The organism is Achromobacter sp. 01N37 (genome assembly GCF_056399725.1).
On sequence record NZ_JBFTRX010000052.1, the window covers coordinates 1 to 1137 of the forward strand.

At 60.7% G+C, this 1137-nt stretch carries 1 protein-coding gene; it reads right to left on the reverse strand.

Features of this window, described 5'->3' with window-relative positions; all coding sequences use genetic code 11:
- Window positions 1–1137 (reverse strand): VCBS domain-containing protein (locus AC1DSJ_RS30195; RefSeq protein ID WP_476760476.1); only part of this gene is annotated, 1137 nt, incomplete at both ends.

Sequence of the window (1137 nt, forward strand, 5' to 3'; positions counted from 1 at the left end):
CGTGCCATCCGCCGTCGTAACGGTGAACGTCTCCGTCAGGGTCTTGCCAGCGCCCAGGCCTTGAACGGCCGGGTCGTTGTTGGTCAGGGTGTAGTTCCACTTGCCATCGGCGTCGATGGAGAACGTGCCGTGCTGGCCGGCAGCATTGGTCTGCGTTTGGAAGACCGCTTGACCTGCATCCGGATCGGTCACTTCGAGCTTGCCGCCTGTCGTGAGCGTGCCGTCTTCGGTAACCGAACCCTTGTCATCGCCGGGTTGAGCCGGATTGATGGTCGCGCCGTCGTCCGTACCGTTGATGGTGACCGTGACTTGCTTGTCGACGATTCCGCCGTTGCCGTCGTTGACGGTCACGGTAAACGTTTCGGTAAAGGTCTCGCCGGACTTCAGGCCCTGAACAGCCTTGTTGGCGTTGTCCAGGTTGTACGTCCAGTTGCCCGAACCATCTACCGAGAACGAACCGTAGGTGCCCTTGCCGTCGTTGTTGACGGTCCAGGTGTGCGTGTCAGTCGTATCAACATCAGCAACATCAATCTTGCCGGTGGCAATCAGCGTGCCGTCTTCGGTGACAGCGCCATCGGCCTTACCGGTCAGGACCGGGGTGTCGTTGGTACCAACGATCGTGACAACCACCTGACCGGTCGTGCCATCCGCCGTCGTAACCGTGAAGGTCTCGGTCAAGGTCTTGCCCGCGCCCAGGCCTTGAACAGCCGGGTCGTTATTGGTCAGGGTGTAGTTCCACTTGCCATCGGCATCGATGGAGAACGTGCCGTGCTTACCGGCTGCATTGGTCTGCGTTTGGAAGACCGCTTGGCCCGCATCCGGATCGGTGACTTCCAGCTTGCCGCCGGTCGTGAGCGTMCCGTCTTCGGTGACCGARCCCTTGTCATCGCCGGGTTGAGCCGGATTGATGGTCGCGCCGTCATCCGTGCCGTTGATGGTGACCGTGACCGCCTTGTCGACGATCCCGCCGTTGCCGTCGTTGACGGTCACGGTGAACGTTTCGGTGATCGATTCGCCGGACTTCAGGCCTTGAACGGTCTTGTTGGCGTTGTCGAGGTTGTACGTCCAGTTGCCGGAGCCGTCGACGGAGAACGAACCATACGTACCCTTGCCGTCGTTGTTGACGGTCCAGGTATG